This is a genomic window from Pseudomonas sp. CF161 (assembly GCF_000416215.1).
In the GTDB taxonomy this organism is placed as follows: Bacteria; Pseudomonadota; Gammaproteobacteria; order Pseudomonadales; family Pseudomonadaceae; genus Aquipseudomonas.
Genome location: NZ_ATLP01000118.1, coordinates 67,187 through 87,671, shown reverse-complemented (window position 1 = coordinate 87,671; position 20,485 = coordinate 67,187). Strand labels below are relative to the sequence as shown.

The 20,485-nt window shown below is 57.9% G+C and carries 33 protein-coding genes; 20 read left to right on the top strand and 13 right to left on the bottom strand.

The annotated features are described in order from the left end of the window. Positions 1-10: 10 nt before the first annotated feature. The 6 genes from CF161_RS33510 to CF161_RS33505 form a co-directional block, all read right to left on the bottom strand. Positions 11-139 (bottom strand): hypothetical protein, encoded by a 129-nt coding sequence (locus CF161_RS33510; RefSeq protein WP_020300145.1) that lies wholly within the window; start codon positions 137-139, stop codon positions 11-13. An 8-nt stretch (positions 140-147) separates the two neighbouring features. Continuing rightward, complete coding sequence (locus tag CF161_RS28700) at positions 148-642, bottom strand: hypothetical protein (protein ID WP_020300144.1); 495 nt, start codon at positions 640-642, stop codon at positions 148-150. A 53-nt stretch (positions 643-695) separates the two neighbouring features. Next, positions 696-914 carry a hypothetical protein gene (locus CF161_RS28695; RefSeq protein WP_020300143.1) on the bottom strand — a complete coding sequence of 73 codons (219 nt, stop codon included), beginning with the start codon at positions 912-914 and terminating at the stop codon, positions 696-698. Continuing rightward, a complete protein-coding gene (locus tag CF161_RS28690; protein WP_020300142.1) occupies positions 911-1,159 on the bottom strand; it encodes a hypothetical protein in 249 nt (82 codons plus the stop codon). Before CF161_RS28690 ends, CF161_RS28695 begins: the two co-directional genes overlap by 4 nt. A 435-nt stretch (positions 1,160-1,594) precedes the next feature. Then, complete coding sequence (locus tag CF161_RS28685) at positions 1,595-2,074, bottom strand: DUF1566 domain-containing protein (RefSeq protein WP_020300141.1); 480 nt, start codon at positions 2,072-2,074, stop codon at positions 1,595-1,597. A gap of 25 nt (positions 2,075-2,099) precedes the next feature. Next, the gene (locus CF161_RS33505; protein WP_020300140.1) at positions 2,100-2,228 is read right to left on the bottom strand and encodes a hypothetical protein; all 129 of its coding nucleotides are present in this window, start codon (positions 2,226-2,228) and stop codon (positions 2,100-2,102) included. Between the two features lie 513 nt (positions 2,229-2,741). On the opposite strand from CF161_RS33505, the gene CF161_RS28680 reads away from it, so the two are divergent. Then, the gene (locus CF161_RS28680) at positions 2,742-3,053 is read left to right on the top strand and encodes a DUF1654 domain-containing protein (protein WP_020300139.1); all 312 of its coding nucleotides are present in this window, start codon (positions 2,742-2,744) and stop codon (positions 3,051-3,053) included. Between the two features lie 48 nt (positions 3,054-3,101). Here the strand turns inward: CF161_RS28680 and CF161_RS33500 are convergent, their stop codons facing one another. The 5 genes from CF161_RS33500 to CF161_RS28660 form a co-directional block, all read right to left on the bottom strand. Further along, positions 3,102-3,677 (bottom strand): hypothetical protein, encoded by a 576-nt coding sequence (locus CF161_RS33500; protein WP_020300138.1) that lies wholly within the window; start codon positions 3,675-3,677, stop codon positions 3,102-3,104. Positions 3,678-3,822: 145 nt separating this feature from the next. Beyond that, positions 3,823-4,302 (bottom strand): hypothetical protein, encoded by a 480-nt coding sequence (locus CF161_RS28665; protein WP_020300137.1) that lies wholly within the window; start codon positions 4,300-4,302, stop codon positions 3,823-3,825. A 2-nt stretch (positions 4,303-4,304) separates the two neighbouring features. Beyond that, positions 4,305-4,634: an STAS-like domain-containing protein gene (locus CF161_RS32580; RefSeq protein ID WP_084471764.1), complete on the bottom strand. Its 330-nt coding sequence runs from the start codon at positions 4,632-4,634 to the stop codon at positions 4,305-4,307. Next, positions 4,631-5,770, bottom strand: a complete 1,140-nt coding sequence (locus CF161_RS32960) for a hypothetical protein (RefSeq protein WP_156882750.1) — start codon at positions 5,768-5,770, stop codon at positions 4,631-4,633. Before CF161_RS32960 ends, CF161_RS32580 begins: the two co-directional genes overlap by 4 nt. 113 nt (positions 5,771-5,883) lie before the next feature. Next, positions 5,884-6,708: a S24 family peptidase gene (locus CF161_RS28660; RefSeq protein ID WP_043230760.1), complete on the bottom strand. Its 825-nt coding sequence runs from the start codon at positions 6,706-6,708 to the stop codon at positions 5,884-5,886. A 112-nt stretch (positions 6,709-6,820) separates the two neighbouring features. Here CF161_RS28660 and CF161_RS28655 point away from each other — a divergent pair, with 112 nt between their 5' ends. From CF161_RS28655 to CF161_RS28585, 14 genes are all read left to right on the top strand, one after another. Continuing rightward, positions 6,821-7,057 (top strand): hypothetical protein, encoded by a 237-nt coding sequence (locus tag CF161_RS28655; RefSeq protein ID WP_017479602.1) that lies wholly within the window; start codon positions 6,821-6,823, stop codon positions 7,055-7,057. Between the two features lie 50 nt (positions 7,058-7,107). After that, complete coding sequence (locus CF161_RS28650; protein ID WP_020300134.1) at positions 7,108-7,722, top strand: hypothetical protein; 615 nt, start codon at positions 7,108-7,110, stop codon at positions 7,720-7,722. A 110-nt stretch (positions 7,723-7,832) separates the two neighbouring features. Further along, on the top strand, positions 7,833-8,645 hold the full coding sequence (locus CF161_RS28645) for a replication protein (protein WP_371106559.1): 813 nt from the start codon (positions 7,833-7,835) through the stop codon (positions 8,643-8,645). After that, positions 8,635-9,444 (top strand): ATP-binding protein, encoded by an 810-nt coding sequence (locus CF161_RS28640; RefSeq protein ID WP_020300131.1) that lies wholly within the window; start codon positions 8,635-8,637, stop codon positions 9,442-9,444. The genes CF161_RS28645 and CF161_RS28640 overlap by 11 nt, the downstream gene beginning before the upstream one ends. A gap of 1 nt (position 9,445) precedes the next feature. Next, the gene (locus CF161_RS28635) at positions 9,446-9,946 is read left to right on the top strand and encodes a hypothetical protein (RefSeq protein WP_020300130.1); all 501 of its coding nucleotides are present in this window, start codon (positions 9,446-9,448) and stop codon (positions 9,944-9,946) included. Beyond that, the gene (locus CF161_RS31845; protein WP_020300129.1) at positions 9,943-10,725 is read left to right on the top strand and encodes a hypothetical protein; all 783 of its coding nucleotides are present in this window, start codon (positions 9,943-9,945) and stop codon (positions 10,723-10,725) included. Before CF161_RS28635 ends, CF161_RS31845 begins: the two co-directional genes overlap by 4 nt. Next, positions 10,722-11,138 (top strand): recombination protein NinB, encoded by a 417-nt coding sequence (locus CF161_RS28620; RefSeq protein ID WP_020300128.1) that lies wholly within the window; start codon positions 10,722-10,724, stop codon positions 11,136-11,138. Before CF161_RS31845 ends, CF161_RS28620 begins: the two co-directional genes overlap by 4 nt. Further along, positions 11,138-11,386, top strand: coding sequence for a hypothetical protein (locus CF161_RS28615; protein ID WP_020300127.1), 249 nt, complete (start codon positions 11,138-11,140; stop codon positions 11,384-11,386). The genes CF161_RS28620 and CF161_RS28615 overlap by 1 nt, the downstream gene beginning before the upstream one ends. Then, on the top strand, positions 11,386-11,988 hold the full coding sequence (locus CF161_RS28610; RefSeq protein WP_020300126.1) for a recombination protein NinG: 603 nt from the start codon (positions 11,386-11,388) through the stop codon (positions 11,986-11,988). Before CF161_RS28615 ends, CF161_RS28610 begins: the two co-directional genes overlap by 1 nt. Next, positions 11,985-12,662, top strand: coding sequence for a hypothetical protein (locus CF161_RS28605; protein ID WP_020300125.1), 678 nt, complete (start codon positions 11,985-11,987; stop codon positions 12,660-12,662). Before CF161_RS28610 ends, CF161_RS28605 begins: the two co-directional genes overlap by 4 nt. Positions 12,663-13,075: 413 nt before the next feature. Further along, positions 13,076-13,414 carry a hypothetical protein gene (locus tag CF161_RS28600; RefSeq protein WP_043230687.1) on the top strand — a complete coding sequence of 113 codons (339 nt, stop codon included), beginning with the start codon at positions 13,076-13,078 and terminating at the stop codon, positions 13,412-13,414. Further along, complete coding sequence (locus CF161_RS28595) at positions 13,411-13,755, top strand: hypothetical protein (RefSeq protein WP_020300123.1); 345 nt, start codon at positions 13,411-13,413, stop codon at positions 13,753-13,755. Before CF161_RS28600 ends, CF161_RS28595 begins: the two co-directional genes overlap by 4 nt. 47 nt (positions 13,756-13,802) lie before the next feature. Then, positions 13,803-14,051, top strand: coding sequence for a hypothetical protein (locus CF161_RS28590; RefSeq protein ID WP_020300122.1), 249 nt, complete (start codon positions 13,803-13,805; stop codon positions 14,049-14,051). 61 nt (positions 14,052-14,112) lie between these two features. Next, the gene (locus CF161_RS28585) at positions 14,113-14,367 is read left to right on the top strand and encodes a hypothetical protein (RefSeq protein ID WP_020300121.1); all 255 of its coding nucleotides are present in this window, start codon (positions 14,113-14,115) and stop codon (positions 14,365-14,367) included. Between the two features lie 31 nt (positions 14,368-14,398). On the opposite strand, the gene CF161_RS28580 is transcribed toward CF161_RS28585, so the two are convergent. Continuing rightward, positions 14,399-14,602: a hypothetical protein gene (locus tag CF161_RS28580; RefSeq protein ID WP_020300120.1), complete on the bottom strand. Its 204-nt coding sequence runs from the start codon at positions 14,600-14,602 to the stop codon at positions 14,399-14,401. A gap of 91 nt (positions 14,603-14,693) precedes the next feature. Here CF161_RS28580 and CF161_RS28575 point away from each other — a divergent pair, with 91 nt between their 5' ends. Genes CF161_RS28575 through CF161_RS28560 form a run of 4 tightly spaced genes read left to right on the top strand, consistent with a single transcriptional unit; the run spans position 14,694 to position 19,302 of the window. Beyond that, the gene (locus CF161_RS28575) at positions 14,694-15,293 is read left to right on the top strand and encodes a hypothetical protein (protein WP_020300119.1); all 600 of its coding nucleotides are present in this window, start codon (positions 14,694-14,696) and stop codon (positions 15,291-15,293) included. A 1-nt stretch (position 15,294) separates the two neighbouring features. Continuing rightward, a complete protein-coding gene (locus tag CF161_RS28570; RefSeq protein WP_020300118.1) occupies positions 15,295-16,782 on the top strand; it encodes a phage terminase large subunit in 1,488 nt (495 codons plus the stop codon). Continuing rightward, positions 16,782-18,242, top strand: coding sequence for a DUF4055 domain-containing protein (locus tag CF161_RS28565; protein ID WP_020300117.1), 1,461 nt, complete (start codon positions 16,782-16,784; stop codon positions 18,240-18,242). Before CF161_RS28570 ends, CF161_RS28565 begins: the two co-directional genes overlap by 1 nt. Continuing rightward, positions 18,217-19,302: a minor capsid protein gene (locus CF161_RS28560; protein WP_020300116.1), complete on the top strand. Its 1,086-nt coding sequence runs from the start codon at positions 18,217-18,219 to the stop codon at positions 19,300-19,302. Before CF161_RS28565 ends, CF161_RS28560 begins: the two co-directional genes overlap by 26 nt. 37 nt (positions 19,303-19,339) lie before the next feature. On the opposite strand, the gene CF161_RS28555 is transcribed toward CF161_RS28560, so the two are convergent. Further along, the gene (locus CF161_RS28555) at positions 19,340-19,648 is read right to left on the bottom strand and encodes a hypothetical protein (RefSeq protein WP_156882749.1); all 309 of its coding nucleotides are present in this window, start codon (positions 19,646-19,648) and stop codon (positions 19,340-19,342) included. A gap of 124 nt (positions 19,649-19,772) precedes the next feature. Here CF161_RS28555 and CF161_RS28550 point away from each other — a divergent pair, with 124 nt between their 5' ends. Beyond that, positions 19,773-20,480: a hypothetical protein gene (locus CF161_RS28550; protein WP_020300114.1), complete on the top strand. Its 708-nt coding sequence runs from the start codon at positions 19,773-19,775 to the stop codon at positions 20,478-20,480. The last annotated feature ends 5 nt before the right edge of the window (positions 20,481-20,485 follow it).

The window sequence follows — 20,485 nt, the reverse complement described above, 5'->3', positions numbered from 1 at the left end:
TTGAGTTTCCTCAGTTTGGTTGGTTGTCCCACTGCCGCTGGATGCGGCGCGCGGCTTCTTCATACTCTTTGCGCTCATCACCAGTGAACTGCTCGGGCGAGAAGGCGCCTTCGCTCTTCCAGTCGAAATGAGCGGTCATTGCGGGGCTCATACAGCCCTCCGACTACTCAGGCCCATCAACTGGGCGGCCTGCGCCATGGTTTGCGGCTGAATCACGCCGAGGTTGCTTGCTACGCGCTTGATCACCACCAGGTCATCCAGTGTTAGCGCCTTATCGATGTACCCGGCCAGCGTGACCAGCTTCGACTTGCTATCCGTCAGCGCCATTCCGAGGTGAACAATTCCAAGTTGGCGTACGTCCCGACCCACCGCCGTGCTGACCGACTCGAAAACCTGCTCCAGCTTCTTCTTGGCGTAGTTCGCCTCGACCTGGGCGCGCTTTCGATCATCGACTGCAGCTGCGAGCCTGGATTCCAGATCCCGCACCATTTCCGCAGATCCTGCCAGTTTTGCGAGGCGCTCCCTTTCGGCCTGCTGGCTGGCCGCTACCATTTCCTTACGCTCAATTTCAGCGGTTGGGGCTGCGTAGGCGGTGAGCCGCATTTCGGCGGAGAGTGGGGGGCGGGTACTTTCTTGAGACATATAGCCTCCATCACGGCATCAGAAGGCGCCGCGTTTGATGTTTGGAATGGGGTTCAGGCAGCTGCTGCGTGATAGGACTTGTAGATGTCGTCGATACGGGCTTGAAACTCTCGCTGCTCGGTGTCGCTGATAGCCCGCAAAAGGAAGGCCAGGGTTATCGCTGATCGCGCTGCTGCGCTGGCGTTGGGCTTTCCCACTTCTCTACAAAGCTCCGCAAGCTCGGCATTGATCCAGCCGACGGCGGTGTCGTGGTCACGCTGCTGGAGGCTCACCGGGCACGCTCCAGGCAACGAGCAAGGGCGCAGGCTTCATTGTGGTTGCGGCGGAAGCCCATAACTTTGTCGGTCTTGGTATCCACGACATGGAAGAAGCTACGTCCCGATGGCTTGACCACCATTCGGAAAGCGACCACTGGCTCCGGCTGACCGATCAGCCGGTACAGCTCAATGGTGGCGAGGCGGGAACGCTGATGTAAGCCGTCGACAATCTCGCGGCGTGATTGGATGCTGTGGTGCATGGTCACCTCCAAGGTGGCGGGTTGTTCACCTGTATTCGTCAACACTCATGCCTCCCGCTGGTTGCCGATGGGCGCGGGGGAGGAGTGCTGACGGGTAGAGGCGGAATAAAGAAAGGCCGGTTGGACGTCCGGCCTTTCAGATGCAGTGATCTCAGATTCAGTATTTGGGGCGGGGCGGCGGTCACCAGAACGACCGCCGACCCTCAGTACATCGCCAGGTCTCACGATGGAAGCGCAGAGGATCGGTTGGCAGGCCGTCATCAGTTGGCGGTTCTGGCCGCGCATGGCTGAGCGCTGCGCCGATCAGGAACAGTAGGAGCATGTGATTCTCCAGTTGAGGGTTCAGGCGGCCGGCACTCCCCGGCACGTTTCAGGTCTGGCCACTCGTACCTGAGCAGCCCCGCGAATCACCTGCGAAGAGCAATTAATGAAGAATCAAATGAATCTGCGGACGGGGCGAACGCGGAGCTCGTTGGTCTTGCCGTAGCTGAGCTGACTGCCATCACCGAAGTACACGTAGAATGCGTAGCTGGCGGAGCGCTGCGAACTCGACCACACCCAACCACTCAACTTGCCGTTCAGGTTCAGCCAGATCTCGTACAGCTCGGCAGCGGCCGGCAGGTAGAAGTCGGCGTGCCCGTCGGCTTCGTGCTCATGAGCCGCGGTAGCTGCGGGGTATTGGCCGCCTGACTCTATAAGCGCCAAGGTGTTTGCACGGCCATCAATCAGGCTGGTGGCCGGCGACTCATCGCCATACTGGCCCCACTCGAAGCGTCCCAGCTCTTCACCCAGGATCAGGTGGTAGCCCTCCGCGCCGTTGCGAGCCGGCATGAACCCGGCGTAGATGCCACCTTGGCCAGGCCATACGACGCCGATTTCAGGAATGGTGACTTGTGATTTCTCTGCAGCTTGCATGGTGGTTTTCCTTGTCGGGATTTATTCAGATCCGGTGATCAGCGCCCCGGGCCGACTTGGCCAGGTTGTGCCACGCCGCGGCTTGAAGCTTGTCGCCGGCAGCCAGGCTCTTGCGTGCCTTGGCCAGCAGTTGTTGCACGAGAACTTCATTCATGGCTGTTACTCCGGTTGGTTTCCCGTCTGGCCCTGTCGCCAAGGCCAGCCAGTGAAATCTGTTGTCTCCACCACTCACAGCTGCCGAGTCGTCTCTCACCGGCGCCGCACATTTCGTGTTCGATGCATTGCCAGTTTGTGTGCGTGGTTTCGCGTACTCACATGAGGGAGTACGGCAGCTATCCAGAGGCTGCATGGGCGGCGATTTAGCTTCTTCCGACCCAAGTAATTGCCTGGGTACGTCGCGGTGGTCACGTCATGTTTTTAAAGAGCGGCAGGCCGGAGGCCCTTCGCAGTGACTGTGTCGCTGCGATGGAGTTAATTTAGCCTCAAGCTAAAATGCCGTCAATAGCCCCAAGCTAAATATTTAGCGAGTGGCGAAATTAAATCGACTCGACAGATCTCTCCGCACCGTTGGCTTGAGTCCATAAGCGCTTTACGCGCCAGTTAGCAGTGAGCTATGATTTTTCCATAAGCTGTATGGATATACAGCATTTGGCTGGAAGGGGATTTCATGGCGAAGAAGCAGGCTGCACCCGCATCTCGGGGAGAATTGAGTGGCATGGAGCGTCTTGCGCTGCGCGTCTCATCGATGATCAATCACCCAGTCGCGCAGACGCAGCGGTGGGTGACGATCCATCGCCTGGACACGGATGGGGATCGGGAGTGGGAAGAGGTGCTGGGCGTGATCGCTGATACCGAAGAACTTGAGCTGACGCTTAACGACGACGGCAGCGTGACGGTGAGGTGGGTGCAGCAGGAAGTCGAGCCGGCAGGGAAGGGCGACCCGGAGTTTGAGCTAGAGGAAGAGGCTGCGCCTTTTTGACGGGCAAGAAAAAGCCCGCGCTTGGCGGGCCATGGTGTGCTTGAGGCGTTAGTCCGTAATCGGTGGGTATTTTCCACTCGCCGAGTCTCTGTAGACGATTTCGCTGAAAAGCCGGGGGCCGTCGCGCATCGTGGCCAGGGCTTGCTTGGCCTCTTCCTTCGTTTCAAAAGGGCCCGCACCCACGGCCAGACCGATCATTGGAACAACCGGCAGCCCGGTACTGGCAATGGCTTCAGTGGTGCGCTGCTGTTCCTCTTGGTCACGGCAGGCGGTGGAGGCAACCCAGCCATTTTTAAGCCTTGGTGCGGCCACCGGCTCAACGTCTGCCCCGCAGTGCTTGCACTTGACTGCGGCAGTCTTGATGTTCTCGGCACACATTGGGCAGGGGCGAGTGTCTTTTTCCGCCTGGGCAGCATCGGGGGAGCCTTTGCCGCCCAGCAAAACCATAAGCAGTCCGGCGAGCGCAATCATGCCGCCGACGATGGTGTGCACCTGTCGCTCAGCCATGAGGCCAAGGTTGTTTACCCGGCCGCCTACTCCAGTCGAGACGGACACATCCATGCTCATCGCGAAGATCAGCCAGCAGATGCCGACAATCAGTGCGAACGTCCCAAACCCTTTCATTGGATCCCTCCCGTAAATGAGCTGGCACTTTACCATTCATGGCGTACAGCCACCATTGGCTTGCTACGGATTCAGATCGGGGAGGGCAAATACAAGAAGCCCGGCGCTGGGCCGGGCTAACAGGTGCAAGACTCCAGCAAGCGAATCAAGCAGCCCTTTCCGTATTCTCCTCCCAGCTCTTCTGCAAGATGCTGGACTGAAGGATGTTGGAGGCAGCAAGGGAAATACGCTTAATGCGCACATCCTCCCCACTCAAGGGTACTGTTCTAATCTCGCAGTCGAGGGTACAGCTCTGTCGCAGACTTATCATCGCGTGACTTGGAATGGGTCCGCTGGTAAGCGCTTGAAGTTGCTTAAGTCGATGAGTAAGTCGGCGATGGCCTACGATCATTTGATATGGCTTTGCCTTTTCATCGGCGTCAAGCCAAAATGAGTAGGCGAGATCTTCCAGGTCTGATAACGCTTTTACACAGCCATCAATAGAGTCGTGGATGTCCTTCACTCGCGCCAGATTTCTAGAGTTTGCTGCGTTGACTCGCCATCCGATAATTGTGACTATTAAGCCAAACATCGCAAACAATATGCTTATAGTCCAGAATGCAATTTGAAAAGTGCTAGATGCCATGCCTATTCCTTTAGCGCCTGTATGGCATCGTCTATGTATTCGGAAACCTCCACGATCAAAGATGGGTCTTCTTCCGAGACCAAATTATCAATGATTCCTCTCATGGTTTGCTCTGAAACCCCCAGCCTAACTAGACCGCCGAAAGCCTCTTCAAGGAAAGATGAGCCATATCCGGCAGTTCCATCGAGGTGTATGCGAAAAGTTTCGTTTGGTAAATCTTTAATTGCTTTATATAAAACTTCATCTCTGAAGCGCTCACCTGAGTTCGGACCGATTGATTCTTTTCTTGGTCCCGGAAATTCACTAAAGTTTTTAACGTAAATATCTTTCATTTTTGCAAATCCTTCACTTGGATTGCCCACTCAACAAGCGTACCACATATTGATTCGTCGTGCTCAATCGTAGACTCTGAATTGTTTGTTCCGGGAATATACTTACGAGAAGATACTGACTTAAATGGTTGATGATCTCTTCCGGTAATGAAAAATGACCCTTTGTTGCTTCTTATGGCTAAGAACGATGACGTGAAGGTCGCTGGCATACTTCGGAAGTCCTTTCCACCCTTGCCTCTATACTTAAGTTTCGTTCTGGTCTCTTTAATGTGAGTTGAGGCTCTAATCATTTCAGAGTCAGAACTTCCAGTAATTCCTAGTCTGCTCTTTAGATTGCTAAGGAATGAGTCACTATGCTTTGCAGGTAAAGTGCTTGGTATTCCGACACCTAAATCACAAACGATAATTGTTAGATTCTCATCATCTATGCCGACGAGCATCCACCAGCGTGGGTCAGGTATTCCTAGGCCGTCCTGTCGAGGAGAGGGATAGGCGTGTTCTACACAGTTGGCGATTGCTTCAATTGCCCCTCGGTATAACTGTTTCAAGATTTGGGGAGAGACTTCTTTAGACAGCGTTTGGAGTAGCGAACTAGCAAGACTCCCGTCCGCAGAATCGCCAGATAATTGGTGCCATCTTTTTACCGATCTTACGGACGATTTGGTGTTGTTTTTCTGCCCGATCAATCTATAAAATCCGATTTGATTTAGAGCGCCTTCCACAAAGTTACTGTTGTCAGACCTTCCGGGGCCACTTCTCAGGTTTTCTGGATTTATACACCTAATACTGTTTTGCGGAAATGCTTTAACTAGTCGGTCAATCTCTGCAAAAAAAAGAAGCCCCGCACCGGCAGTTATCCGTGAGCAGTTTTTTAGGTTTATCACAGTTTTACTGGTCGTGCTTACACACTGTCTAATTCGCTGGAGGAACAAAACGAATGCCCGGTGATTTTTTGGGCTGTAAAGATCCATCTTACTAGGCGCATCTACTATGTGAGGCTTTTCGGCAAGTTTCCTCTTTTCGGAGCGCCTTCCTTTTTTATTAAGGTGTCCTACATTTGCCCGTATGGACCGCGCAAATCTTCTGTAGGCCGCCCTTAATTTTGCTGGCCCTTGGCGATGCAGAATCTTTCTCACTGGTGCTCCTTGCTCTCTGTAATCTCAGATCCACGCCTGACCACTTGAGCGGGGCCGCAGCCTCTTTGAGGTCGCGGCGCAGCTGCTGACGGGTTTTGTTCAAGGCCATTGCGTTACACCGGTTGTCCGTTCCAAACGTAGAGCACTCGAGCCAGAATATGGGTGTCATCCACTCGGATTTCCTCTGGGTCATGGTGCTTGTTATCCGAAATCATCTTGAACCGGTCTTTTCCTTTCTTCTGGAGGCGCTTCACGTACAGCATCTCGTCGTGGGAGAAGAGGTAGATGCCATCCCCTGTGAACTCTCGGATCGTGATGTCGACGAGCAGCGGGTCGCGGTCTTTGATCGTCGGCGCCATCGACTGGCCCCATCCGGTGATCATTTTCAGGTGGAAGTGCTCTTTGAACGTGAGGCCCAGGTCACGTAGGTGCTTCGGGCTGACCCTGATGTCCTGGAGCATTTCCGGGTACTCGTGCGGAATTTGCCCGCCGCCCATGGCTGCGCGCACGTCGTAGTGGGCAATCCACACCTCGTCACCGACCTGGCCGGGGCGGGAGAAGTCGACGGTTATGATATTACTCGTCTCGTCAGCCGCCGCGATGATCCGGTCGCGAGCGGCACTCGTCAAACCGCTGACCTTCGCAAGCATTTTCCTTACCTGGTCGGCCGCGCTCTGCGCCGATGCTTCGCCTTCCGCGTCGCCGCCATTTAGAGATGACGACTCATCGGCCGAGATGGAGTCAAACCAACCCCTAGGGAGTTTCTCGACAACCTCAATTCGCCGCGCAACATCGTCCCCAAGGTTCTTTGCAGTCTTGTCCGACAGAATCTGACTCAGGTGTGCAGGTGCCATTCCCCAGCGCTCGGCGCAAGCGCCCTTTCTCTGGGTTCCTATCAGACTGATCAGTTTCTGCTTGCGAATCGCATAAATATCCATGCGGGCAAGAATGCCAGCCTTTAGCTGAATGCTAAATGTGCTCAAAGCTAAATATTCCTTGCTACGATATTAGCCATAAGCTAAATTTCTCCTATGTTTAAGGAGAGATCCCATGAATGACCATCTGCGTGACTGGCTCGCCAGCGCTTCAAACGAACGGCGCCAGTCAGTGGCTGCCGCTGCTAAGACGACGGTAGGGCACCTGTGGCAGCTGGCAGGCGGTCACCGCAAAGCCTCTGCGGACTTGGCTGAACGCCTTCAGGACGCATCTGGTGGCGAGATCACCATTGCGGGTCTTCGCCCTGATCTTCTCGACTTGGCGCACAAAGTCCTTCGCGGCGCCGCCTGACATCCCTGTCCGCCGTTCCATTGAAGCCAGATTAGAAGAGAGCAGTTCCTATGCAAACGTCCAGTTCCAGACAGGCCGTACAAACCCGTGATCAGGTGCTGGTCGCCCACGCTCAAAACCAGATCGCCCGGACCAGCTTGAGCCAGGACGATTTCGCCCAGGCGCTCAGCCGCGAGCTGCATCTATCGATCCCTGATCGTGCAAAGAAGAAGGAAGTGCCCGACTTCAATTCGCCCGAACTGACCGGCGATGTGAGTGAGTTCGTGAAGGCGACCGGCCGCTGGCTCAAGCGTGTACAGCGCTGGCTGAACGGCGATCAGGAAATACCGTCCTGGCTGGAAGAGTCGTGGGTCAACGCTCTCGAGCCTGAATACCGTGATCACTGCTTGAACGAGCTGGCGAGCCGCCATGGCTTGACTGGCGCCCGCCAGATGACCAGCGAGCAATGTGCGAACAAGAGCTTCGGCGCGCTGATCCGAGCCCTTGGCGACGTGATCGACACCGGCAGCGAAGTGTTTGACGACCAGGTTATGTGCGAGCAGGACCTGCCGCACTTGCCAGCATTCGCCAAGCAGTGCCGCCAGGTTGAAGCGAAGGCGGGGGAGTTGGGGCGTCGTGCGGAGCAGTTGCTCGCCGGGGCGCGGCCATTGAAATCCATCGCCTGAATTCCAGGCACAAAAAAGCCGACGTACGAGGTCGGCTTCTTCAACAGCTTTATGCGAGAGAAATCATGCCAAACATTTTTGCGTTACACAACCCTCGGGGATTTACCCGTATGGACAATAGCCTTATGGAGGCATTGGCTACGGTTGACCTGCCAGCGCGTGAGCTGCGCGTGCTCATGGCCATTGCACGCCAGACCATCGGCTATCAACTGGAAACCAAACGCCTGACTGCCGACGATATCGGCAAACAGACCAACTTGCGCCGTGACGTCACGTCGAAGGCGATCAGTCACCTCCTTGAGCGCCGGATCATTTTTCGCATTGGCGGGAGCCGTGGGGATATCGGTATCGCGCCTGTCCGCGAGTGGTCTTTCTTCGAAGAAAAACAACCGAGTCTCACTGAGACCAAAACGTCTCACTCAGACAATATCGTCTCACTGAGACCGCCTGCGAGTGAGGCCAAAACTGCTCACTCCCTTCTTTATACAAAGAAAGAACCCCTATTAACTCTTTCTACGAAAGAGATTAATCCGCCCCAACCAAAAACCGAACCGACGAAGCCTGATCGCAAGGCACCGTTCGGTATGACCCAGTTGCTGGCCGACAACCCACACAACGTCCCTGAGCAACTGCTGGCCGACTGGCTGACCCAGCGCAAGGCCAAGCGTGCCGCCGTGACCGCCACCGTCTGGGCGACCGTGAACACCGAGCTGGCCAAGTGCGCCGAGGCCGGGATCACCGCAGACGATGCAATCACCGAAGCGCTGAATTCCGGCTGGCAGGGTTTCAAGGCTTCCTGGGTGATTAAGCGCCTGGCGGAATCCGCGCCGGTGCCAGCGCCCAAATCGCGTCACACAGGCTTTTCTGAGCGCAACTACACCGATGGCCTGATTCAGCGTGAGGATGGATCTTATGGGTTCTGACAAGATCGTTTCGATGCCCAGTGCCACTGCGGCACTGCAGCAAGCTACGGGCGTGTGCGAAGACCACGGCCAGTTCCCGCAACAGGTGAACGTGATCTTTGGCCGGGAGTTCAAGACCGGGTGCCCAGAGTGCAGTCGTATTCGCAACGAGGAAGAAGCCGCACGCAAAGAGGCCCAGGAGGCCCAGGCACTGCGCATGCGCATGGTGGAAAAACTGGGCGCCGCGCTGATCCCCAAGCGCTTCGCGGGCAAGACGTTTGCTGGGTACATCGCGGACACTGCCGAGCAGAAGAAGGCGCTGAAGACCTGTGCCCGGTATGCCGCTGAGTTCAAGCAGATCGCCGCCGCCGGCCGCTGCCTACTCCTGCTGGGCAAACCCGGTACCGGCAAGACTCACCTGTCGGTCGCCATTGCCAACCAAATCATTGCCACGTCGAGCGCTACCGCCGTGTATCGCACCATCGGCTCAGTGCTCCAAGCCATCAAGGCGACGTTCAACGATTCCTCCACCGACCAAAGTGAAAGCAAGATCCTGGCGAGCCTGATCAGCCCATCGCTGCTGATCCTCGACGAAATCGGCGTGAGCAAGGAGAAGCCCAGCGATTTCGAACTGACCACCCTGTTCGCAATCATCAATGGCCGCTACGAAGAGCTGCGACCAACCGTCATCGTTTCCAACCTCGACGCGAAGGCCTTGGCCATCGCTATCGGAGAGCGTTGCGCAGACAGGCTTCGGGAGGGCGGGGTGATCGTCATTCCGTTCGAGTGGGAATCGCAGCGCGGCAAGGAGGGTTTCTGACATGACTGACTACACCGAACTGAAGCGGCTGGCCGAGGCATTCCCGGCCGATCTGGATTGGGATAGCAACGCCGAGCCGTTCTTCAATGGCCCAGCGGGGGAATCGTTGGGCGGAGGCGCGACTGGTTTTTACTCCGTCTACGGCAAGCCATTCCGACTCGAGGGTGAGGACTACGACTACGACGGCCAGACCTACGTTGAAGCCTGCAATGCCGACTTTGCGAAATTCATGGTTGCGGCGCGGGAAGGCGTCCTGGCCCTGATCAAGGATCTTGAGAGCCATAAACGCATGCTTCTGGCCGCCGCTTGCGACATTGGCGCGATCGGAGAAGCGCTCAAGGCAGATATGGACGATGACGGCGATGCATTGCTCGGGTTTGTCATCGACCTGAAAGCTCAGAACACGCGAATGCTGGAATGGCTCAAGGACATCAGTCGCACATCCGGCGACAAGGGGGCCGTCATGGGCGCTCGCCAACTGCTTAAGGAGTTCGCCGAATGAATGACTTCCGCGATTTGAAAGCGATTGCCGAGACGTGCCAGCAGCATCAGCCGCTTCGTTTCATGCCCAGTCACGGCGCGCTGTACATCCGCAATGACAACGGCATCGTCTTTGACGTTCATCAGAACCGGTCATTCCCAGATTTCATGGCGCAGAACAAGGACTATGCGGATCTGGTGCTTGCTGCCAATCCCGCGACCATTCTGGCCCTGATCGCCGAGAACGAACGCGTCAAGGCTCGTCTTTTCGTGTGCCGCGACTGCGGTGGCCAGGGCGAAGTCTATTCCGGTCACAGTTCCTACCAGGGTCACAACCAGCCGCCAGAACCTGACATGGACGTGTGCGGCACCTGCGGCGGGGATGGCGTTCTTGGGCCGCTGGAAGATTTCGAAGCGCTGGCTGCCGAGCGCGACCAGCTCAAGTCCGAACTCGCTGGCCTGCGCACCGGCTACGAAGCCTATGAGTCCGTGAATAAGGGGCTGAAGGCTGACTACGAACTCTCGTGCATGCGGATCAGGGAGATGGACCTGCTTTTTGGCCGCTACATCCTCGCCATGCGGTCGGCTCTCATCGAGGAAGAGCATGGCAAGGGCCCGGCTGCCGCAATGGAGTGGATCTACAACTCGCTGGCGGGCCCTGGCGAGCTGCCTCCAGAAGGTGAAACCGACAGTCAGGCCTACTTCGACCGGGAGATTGTCGCCGTCGATGACGGGATGCAAGAGGTTATGGCGTTCCACGAAGGCCGCCGCGCCGCCATGGGCAAGGGAGATCGGCCATGACCAGCCTCCAGATCCGCAACGAATCAGAGCGCACCAAGGCCATGGGCTATATCGCCGGTCTGGACCTGGCCAAGCCCAAGAAGCTGGCCATCACCGACGTGGATCGCAGTGGGGAGCAGAACAAGGCCCTGCACGCGGCGCTGGCCGATATCGCCGCCCAGGTCGAGCACGCCGGGAAGAAGTGGGACGTCCTGATCTGGAAGCGCCTGCTGACGGCTGCTTGGCTTCGCGAGACGGGCGACAAGCCGCAGATGATCCCAGCGGTAGACGGCAACGGCTTCGACGTCATCTACGAGCGCACAAGCAAGCTCACCGTGAAGCAGTGCTCCGAGTTGATCGAATGGGTTTTTGCTTTTGGCGCCGAACACCAGGTTCGGTGGACGCAGAAAGACAATTGGGGAGGGCGGTATTGATGAGCGACGGACTTGGAATAACCACCGAAACGACCGTGTTTTTGTCCGTCGACAAGCTGGTCAAGGAAATGGACGCGGAAGACATTGCAGGTTTTTGCAGTGCTGTCGCGCTTCGACTGGATAGAGAGTATGCGAGTCGGGCAGAAGCGGCCTGCGAGTTCGCCAGCGGTCTGTCTGAGCTTGGCTGCCGTTTTCTTGCCGAAGTGGTGGCGAACTTTTACATGCGCCAGAAGCGGGAGGACCGCTGATGCTCGCCACCAAGCAACCCAAGCCCAAGACCTGTAAGAACCCAGCATGCAGGGCCTTATTCGTCCCGCAGCGTCTGGGGCAGGCCGTGTGCAGCCCGAAGTGCGGCCTGGCCATCAAGGACGTGAACGAGGCGAAGGCGCGCAAGTCGCTGGGCCAGGTCGAGCGATCTGAGATCCGGGTCCGCAAGGAGAAGCTCAAGAGCCGGGCGGATCACCTGCGCGAAGCCCAGGCCGCGGTTAACGAGTACGTGCGCCTGCGTGACGCGCACCTGCCGTGCATCAGCTGCGACTCGACGCCGAACGACAGCGACCTCATGACCGGAAGCCGGTGGGACGCCGGGCATTACCGCTCCGTGGGCGCATGCCCTGAGCTGCGTTTCGAGCCGCTGAACATCCACCGGCAGTGCGTTAAGTGCAACCGCAACCTGTCCGGCAACGCCGTGGAGTACCGAATCCGCTTGGTGCAGCGCATCGGCGCCGAGAAGGTGGCCTGGTTGGAAGGGTTGCATCCCGCCTGCAAGTACACCGTGGAAGAGATCAAGGCCATCAAGGCCGAGTACCGGGCAAAGACCAAAGAACTGAAAAAGGGGCTCGCAGCATGAAACTGATCAACGCAAGGCAGGTATGGACTGAGGCTCAGCACGAATCGAATGCGTCGATCAGCGCTGTGGCCATCGACAAGGCCCAATCGGCACCGATAAAGAAGGGGCAGCGTATGCGCCGCGCCGAGGCCGTGTTCGCTGCGCTTGGGGAAGACAAGGAGGAGCGCATTCAGGTTGTGCGCCAGAAGATCAGCATCAGCGAGACGCGCGGTACGCCGCTTGGCCGGTCAACCGCCCGCGCCGCGCACCTGGCCACGATCGGCAAGGTGCTGCGGGCCATCGACACGCTGCCGTTCCAGGTGCAGCAGTTCGGACACTACCTGTATCACCCGGCGATGAACATGCGGCACCTGCTGAATGCGGTCCTGCTGATCACCGCCAAGGCTGCATTGCCAGACCTTACATCGGCCAAGCGCGTTAAGGCGCAGTACCTGGTCACGCTGGCCCTGCAATCGTACAAGGGGGAGGTCGCCGGATCGGCAGAGTGGGGGCCGGCCCGTGTTGCCGCTGAGATGCTGACATTCTTCGGCGTCACCATCGACCCGAAGAACTGGACGCGCGACTGGCTAGACCTATGGGAATCCCTGAAAGAAGTGATAAAGGAAGTGGATATTCAGGCACAGCAGCCGCTATGGCAGGTGATCCACTCGGAAAAAGATCAAGAAGCGGCATAATAATATTGACATGACGGGGTTTTACGCGTACTTTTCCCATAGTGCACAAGTAACGCGAAACGCACACGAAACCCTGAACCCGGCCCAGCGCCGGGTTTTTTATTGCCCAAAATCCAACTGTAGCCAGGACAGCCCTCGGGAACGCCTGGACGTCGATAGCCGGATAGTGCGACGTACGGAATCAACACCGGCAGCCCGCGCGCCTCGGACTCACATGCTTACGAGGTGGTGCGAGACAAGAACAGCGAGATCGATGCATAGGGGCGTCGACGCTGGGGAGGTCTTTGGCTGACAGCGGGAAAGACTGCGCACCTATTCAGGGCCTCGACATTGATCGGGGCCTTTTTGTTTTGGGCAATGCCCAGGCCGACGCAGGCCTTTTTTCTTCAATCATGCCCCCCGGAGTCGAGCGCATGGAGTATCTACAGCGCCTGCTCGACAAGATCGACAGGTTCGAATTGCTGATCGCAGGCCTCGTTGGTGCCGTGATCGCCAGCTGGTGGCACAAGGACGATCTGAGTGATTGGCGAGCCTGGGTGATCTTTCTGATCACAGGCATGGCCTGCTCGATCTACCTGACGAGCATGGTCAGCACCTACCTTGGCGTTACCGAGCCGAAGATCGTTGCGGGTGTCGGCTTTCTCCTGGGGGCGTTCGGCGGCTCGCTTCTGGCTGCCATCAACCGAGCTATCAAATCCGCTGACCTCTGGGCTCTTATCCGCCAGAGGTTCGGGGGAGGCAATCCACCATGAATCTTGAACTGATCAACTCCATTGCCTGCGGCCTGATCGCCTTGTGGGCTACCTGGTGCGTTCTGAGCGGGAAGGTGAGAGACGGCATCCTCGGCAAGCTGATCTACTCGGCGATCGCCATCAGCGGGTTTGTCGTGATGGCGCGCAGTCAGAACATCTTCTTCGGTCCGAGCTCGGCCGGCCTGACGCTGCATGTGTCCCTGGCCCTGGCCGGTGCCCGGCACATCTTCATGGTCACGTACTGGCAGCCCGTAAAAGCCTGGCTGTGTCGGACTCTGAATTGCGAGCACTGCCTGCACTGCGACAAGGCGCCAGGTGGTATCGAGCGGCGGGTTAAGTAGCAGACACGCTTCACCCACAATCAGCCTGTGCGCAGGCCGGAGGCTTTATGAGTAACGAATACCAAGTTCGCCCAGTAACTCGCTACGTCGTGACTCGCTACGAAGCAATGTCGAATCAGGACGGTTCGCAGCACGGTGCAGCATCCAGTGTCATCGGTGAATTCGCCAACGGGCAGATCGCCGACGACGTTGCGGAAGGGATGGTCGCCAAGGATATAGCGGCGGGTATCGAGTCACAGCGAAGCCGGCATGGCCTGACGCTCGGCGAGGTGATCTCCGGCCAGCGCGTCGGGTAACTGCGATCCGCGCCACGTTTTCGAATGCGCCAAATCGTGGCGCGCAAGTGTGAGGGGCGGCATGACTATCAACGTTCTGCAGTTCAAGCGGGAGGACTGGCGCGACGCTGCCAAGACCCTGCGTAAGATCGCCGACGACCTTGATGCAGGTGAGCATCCGGAATGCACTGTAGGCGCCTTGACGCTTATCGGAGCGAAAGGAGAGGTGACCGTGTTCGGTCTCGGCCCCAAGTGCGACGACCTGCAATGCCTTGGCGCGATGCGCCTGGGTGAGCAGAAGCTGATTGATGTGCTGCTCGACATCGGGGAAGGGTAGGTGTGCCGCAGGTGAGTGCGGCACAGATGGGTCACTTAACTTTCAGGGCTTCTTGGATCTTGTCAGCGTAAAGCGAGAGATTTTCGAACTCGGCAGCCAGGTTCGTGGCCGGGCTGCCACTCGCCGCGAGGCCCGCAATCACTTCTAGTGCGGCCGCTACAGCGTAAGGGCGAGATACGACCGGCGTTTCTATGTATTTGCCAGCAGAGTGGACGGTTTCCAAAAGCGTTGGCATCAGTATTGCTCCTTCCGTTCGATTGATCCTCATCAATACCGGCAACGCACCACTATTTCAATCCCGCCTTTAGGCTTGCCTGAGATAATTTATGACAACCAAGCAACCCGACTGGGAGGCAATCGAACGCGCCTACCGGGCCGGGGCGCTTTCCATCAGGACCATCGCAGAGCGCCAAGGCGTGAGCGACACGGCAATCCGGAAGAAAGCCAAGGTTCAAGGATGGGCGAGAGACCTTTCCGACCAGGTACGTAAAGAGGTTCGCAGCAAGCTGGTTCGCGGAGAGGTTCGCAACGACCAAGGCGCGAACTGCGAACTTGACGCCGAGATCATCGAAGAGGCCGCAGAAGAAGGCGCTCGGGTGGTTCGCAGCCATCGCCGAGATATTCGCAAGGCCTCGAACCTTGCGAACCTGCTGATGGATGACCTGCTCAATACCATCCAGCGCCGCGAAGAGATCGAAGACGCGATCATCGACGAGACAAGCGAAGACAACAACGGCATGCGTCGGGCCTCAATGCTCGCTGCTGTCGCGCTACCCAGCAATTCCAAAACCTTGTTCCAGCTTTCCTCTGCAATGAAGAACCTGCAAGTCCTGGAGCGTCAGGCATTCAGCCTGGACGAGAAGGAGAAGACGGACGACGCCGACGAGATCTCGAAGATGATGGATGAACTAACACAGGACGCCTGACATGAAGCCCGAGCACTTGAAGCTGCTTCGGGATCGATTCTGGCGACTGAATAACCTCTACTTCATCACCGACAAGCAGGGTAAGAAGGTTCGCTTCCGCATGACGCAGGAGCAGATCGATTACTTCCAGGGGATGCATACCCGAAACATCATCCTGAAGGCTCGGCAGTTGGGCTTCACGACACTGGTGTGCATCGTCCAGCTGGATGCGGCGCTGTTCGAGGCTGCGAAGTGCGCGCTTATCGCTCACACACTCAACGACGCGAAGCGGCTTTTCCGGGAGAAGGTCAAGTACGCCTACGACAATCTGCCGAAAGAGCTCCGTGCTGCCAACCCGGCGCGCAACGACGCTGCGGGTGAGCTGGTGTTCAGTAAGGGCGGCTCGCTGTATGTCTCAACCTCGTTCCGGGGCGGCACGCTGCGCTACCTGCACGTATCCGAGTTTGGGAAGATCTGCGCCAAGTTCCCGCATAAGGCGCGGGAGATCGTCACCGGCGCTTTCGAGGCGGTGGCCGCTGAGTGCTTCGTCACCATCGAGTCAACGGCAGAGGGCCGGGCGGGGTATTTCTTTGATTACAGCCAATCGGCGGAGAGGCAGCAGCTTTCCGGTGTACCGCTGGGCCTGCTCGACTGGAAGTTCTTTTTCTTCAGCTGGTGGAACAACAAGGCCTACAGCCTAGACGCGACCGATGTGGTCATCCCACAGCGCCTGACCGACTACTTCAATGAGTTGCACGCCAAGCATGGCATCGTCACCGATGACGGCCAGCGCGCCTGGTACGCAGCCAAGGAAAAGACACTCGGCGACGACATGAAGCGGGAATATCCGTCAATCCCCGTCGAAGCCTTCCAGCAGTCGGTCGAGGGCGCTTACTACGCGCAGCAGCTGACCAAGCTTTACGCCCAGCAGCGGATCGGGGTGATTCCCGACAATAGCCACCTTCCAGTGATGACCTTCTGGGACATCGGTGTCGGTGACTCCACGGCCATTTGGTTCGTGCGCCAGGTCGGCGAAGAGTTTCACGTCATCGACTACTACGAAAACTCAGGCGAGGGTCTGCGGCACTACATGAAGGTGCTCAAGGACAAGGGTTACACCTACTCCGAGCACTGGGGGCCGCACGACATCGACAACCGAGAGTTCGGCAGCGATGCCAAGACCCGTCGAGAGCTGGCTCGTGAGGGCTATGACATCGACGGTCAGAAGTACTGCATGACGTTCCAGGTCGTTCCGAAGCTCGGCGTCAATGACGGCATCGAGCAGGTGCGGGAGATACTGCCCAAGTGCGTCTTTGATGACTCGAAATGCGAACAGGGTGTGTCCTGCCTTGAGAACTACCGCAAGGAATGGGACGACAAGCGCGGCTGTTGGAAAGACAAGCCGCTTCACGATTGGACGTCTCACGGCTCCGATGGCTTCCGGTACTTCGCTGTCGCGAAGAGCGCGAGGAAACCGGTCAAATCAATCAAAATGGGATTCGCACGCTAATGGCAGACGTCACATACACCCGCCCGGAATACGACGCGGCGCAGTCCCGTTGGCGTCTGGTGCGCGACGTGTGCAAGGGCTCTGAGACGGTAAAGGGGCGCGGCGATGTGTATTTGCCCAAGCCCAATCATCACGACACGAGCCCTGAGAACATCGAGCGGTACAAGTCCTATAAGCAACGCGCCGTCTTCTACAACGCCACAGGCCGAACGAAGCATAGCCTGGTGGGCGCAGTGTTCCGTACCTGGCCAACCCTGACTGTTCCTGGCGCACTCGATTACGTCGCCACGGATATCGACGGGCAGGGCGTGAGTGTTTATCAGCAGTCGCAGTCTGTCATCGGGCATTTGCTTGAGGTTGGCCGGCACGGATTGCTGGTGGACTACGCCGCTGTTCAGGCTGGCACGGTGAGCAAGGCTGATGAAAAAGCGGGGCGTGCGCGGGCCAATGTGGCGAGCTATCCGGCCGAATCCATCAGGAACTGGAAGACCCGCAGGGTCGGCGGTCAGCACCTGCTGAGCTTGGTCGTGTTGCGTGAAGAAGCTGACATAGACACTGATGATGGCTTTGGTAGCGAAAAGGTCGTGCGGTATCGCGTGCTGCGCCTGGATGAGGCTGGCCTCTATACCCAGGAAGTTTGGCAGGAGAACTCAAGTGAAACGGCGATGATCATCCCGCCGTTTACACCACTGAGCGGCGCCGGCCAGCCTTGGCGCGTTATCCCCTTTCAGTTTCTCGGCAGTGAGAACAACGACACCAGCATCGACGACTCGCCTCTGTACGACATGGCCGTGCTGAACATCGGCCATTACTGCAACAGTGCGGACTATGAAGACTCGGTCTGGTTCTCGGGGCAGCCGCAGTTCTGGATCTCCGGCCTGGACGAAGCTTGGCGAGACCACCTTGAAGTCAATGGCATCTATGTCGGCTCCAGGGCGCCGCTGACACTTCCAGCCAGTGGATCGTGCGGGTTTGCTCAGCCTGAGCCGAACACGCTGGTGAAGGAGGCCATGGACGCCAAGAAGCAGGACATGGTGTCCCTGGGCGCCCGATTGATCGAGCGTGGTAGCGCGGTGAAGACCGCAACCCAGGCCGACAACGACAGCGCTGCCGAACACAGCGTTCTCTCTCTGGTGGTGAGCAACGTCAGCGAAGCGTATAGCCAGTGCCTGGCCTGGATGGCCGAGTTCGTGAATGCTCCTGGCGAAGCGATCTACAAACTCAACCAGGACTTCAGCCAGATCACTCTGGATCCGACGATCCTGGTGGCACTGTTCAATGCGGTGCAGGGCGGCAAGTTACCGGAGGGCGACTTCTGGCAGTACTTGCGCGATCGCGGCGTGATAGACCCAGAGAAGACGGACGACGAAATCCGGGGCGAGCTCGAAGCCCAAAGCACTGGCCCTGACTTGGATGACGATGAGGTAATCCCGAATGGCGGCAAACCAAGCAATCCTTGATGCCACGATTCGCCACGCCGTCTTCCTGGAGCAACTGAAGTCGGGGGAGGTTGAGAAGTTTGCGCCTTTCCTCAAGGAGATCGACCGCTCGATACGCGAGCGGCTCACCCGGGCGGACCTGACTGATTACACCGTCGCCCGCCTGGAGCGGCTACTGAGCGAAGTCGACAGCTTGCTGCTGGGGATCTTCGATCAGTACAGCGAGAAGCTGAATCTCGACCTGGTTGATATCGCCAACTACGAGGCGCAGTTTGAAGCCACCAGCCTCACTCGCGCGGCCCCGGCGGGCGTGTCATTCGAAGCAGCGGTGCCAGGCGCTGCTGCAATCAAGACGGCCATCCTCACCAATCCGCTCAGTGTGCGCGGTGTGGACGGCGGCAAGCTGCTCAAGTCGTTCATTGATGGCTTCACCTCCACCGAGCGACAACGCCTCACAGGCGCGATCAGGCAGGGCTTCTTCGAAGGCCAGACCAACTTCCAGATCATCAAGAACATTCGGGGCACCAAAGCGCTCAACTACAACGACGGCATCCTGGCCACGACCAACCGCAACGCCGGCGCAATCGTGCGGACGGCGGTGCAGCACGTCGCCACCCAGGCGCGCATGGAGACGCTGAAGGAAAACAGCGACGTCGTGCAGTCGGTGGAGTGGGTCAGCACCCTGGATTCGAAGACAACCAGCCAATGCCGGACGCTTGATAAGCGCCGTTTCAAGCTGACTGAGGGGCCAAGACCGCCGATCCACATCAACTGTCGCTCGACGGTGGTGGCGGTGACCCGATTTAGCACGCTGTTCGCCGAGGGCGCTACGAGGGCTTCCGTCGGCGATGCTGGCCCGCAGCAGGTAAGGGCAGACCTCAGCTACTACGACTGGCTTGTACGGCAACCGGCGGCGTTTCAGAACAAGGCTATAGGCCCGAAACGCGCCCAGTTACTGCGGGATGGCGGCCTGAGCATCGAACGTTTCGCCGAACTGCAGCTTGATCGAAACTTTTCACCTCTGACCCTCGTGCAGATGAAGGCTCTTGAGCCTCTGGCGTTCGAGCGGGCCGGCTTGTAAAGCGCGGAGTGATTAGTTCCGCGCTCTTATTGCGGTGTTACGCGATGGCTGGCGCGGCAACTTCTGCCTCGTCAGCCGCAGGTTTGGCCCGCTTGGCAGCAACCGCCTCCTTCAGTACTGCAGGAAGTTCGGTGCGACCATCCATCATCGCCTCGACGAACGTGACGCAAGCCTTGGCCTGCTGGTTCGCGAGGTTGTAGTCGCCGTGGCTGCGGCCGAAGTCACCAGTCAAAGTGTCTTCAAGCAGATTGCCATGGTTACGCTGCAGCTCTATGAAGGCGTCTAACTCCTTCAGGGCTGCCCCTTTTTTGCGCTTGTCAGAGCGCCACTGTTTATCACCAATCATGTTGATGCACTCGGTTCGGCCAGTCATAGGGGTCTATGTCTGCAGCCAATTCCAACCATACACCACAGCATGATTCGCTCATAACGCAGGCAGGGCCTGCACCTACGTCTCTGGGAGACAACCAATGCTGAAATTCCAACTGGATACCCTGGAAGGGGTAGATGAAGCCGTGCGCGCCCTTTACACCGAGAAGGACGGCAAGTTCGTACTCGGCATTGAAGGTCTGCCGCAGCAAGAAGATGTAACTGGCCTGAAGGCCAAGGTTGATGAGCTGCTCGGCGAGAAGAAAGCCGCAGAGAAGAAGGCGCGCGAAGCCGAAGAAGCAGCTCGTCTTGAGCGAGAAGAACTCGCACGCAAATCGGGCAACGTTGATGAGCTTGAAAAGTCCTGGTCCGAAAAGTACGCGCGCCGTGAAGCTGAGCTGAGCGGCCAGCTGGAACAGGAGCGTGGGGCGCTGAGTGGGCAGATCCGGGATCTGACCGTTGGCCGTACCGCTACTGACATCGCGTCTGCCCTGGCAATCCCAGGCAGCGCCAAAGCCCTGTTGCCGCACATTGAACGCCGCCTGAGCGTCGAGCAGCGCGACGGGAAGCCTGTTGTGGTCGTTCTCGACCAGCAGGGCAAGCTCTCGGCGGCAACGCTGGATGAGCTGAAAGCAGAATTCGCAAACGACACGGCCTTCGCGCCGTTGATCGCGGGTAGTAAGGCATCGGGCGGCGGGGCTGCCGGTGCTGGAGGTGGCGGCGGGGCCGCAAAAGGAAACATCGGCGGCACCAAAACGGAACGCACTGCCGCAATCGCCGGCAAGTTCCCAGATCTCCCTCTCAGTTAAGGATT